1 pseudogene is annotated in these 485 nt (G+C 69.9%); it reads left to right on the plus strand.

Annotated elements, in window-relative coordinates:
* Positions 1–485: pseudogene (locus MOV74_RS40250) on the plus strand (DNA mismatch repair protein MutL); the annotation flags it as partial.

Raw genomic sequence — 485 nt, forward strand, 5'->3', positions numbered from 1 at the left:
CGGACGGCTGACACGGCTCGGCGACATTCTCGGCGCGGAGTTTCGCAGCCATGCCATCGAGGTCCATGCCGAACGCGAGGGCGTCGTCGTCTCCGGCTATGCCGCAGCGCCTGCGCTGACCAAAGCCAATGCGCTCGGGCAGTACCTCTTCGTCAACGGCCGCCCGGTGCGCGACAAGCTGATCCTGGGCGCCGTGCGCGCCGCCTACTCCGACTACCTGCCGCGCGACCGCCATCCGGTGCTGGCATTGTTCGTCACGCTCGACCCGCGCGAGGTCGATGCCAACGTCCACCCCGCCAAGACCGAGGTGCGTTTCCGCAACGCCGGCCTCGTCCGCGCGCTGATCGTGCACGGATTGAAGGAAGGACTTGCGCGCGAGGGCCGCCGCACCGCCGCCAACAGCGGCGAGAGCGCCATATCCTCGTTCCGTCCCGCTTTCACGCCGCAGCGTCCGGCAAGCTGGGACTGGCGGGCCTCGCCGTCCG

Origin of the sequence: Bradyrhizobium sp. SHOUNA76 (assembly GCF_023006445.1) — a bacterium.
In the GTDB taxonomy this organism is placed as follows: domain Bacteria; phylum Pseudomonadota; class Alphaproteobacteria; order Rhizobiales; family Xanthobacteraceae; genus Bradyrhizobium.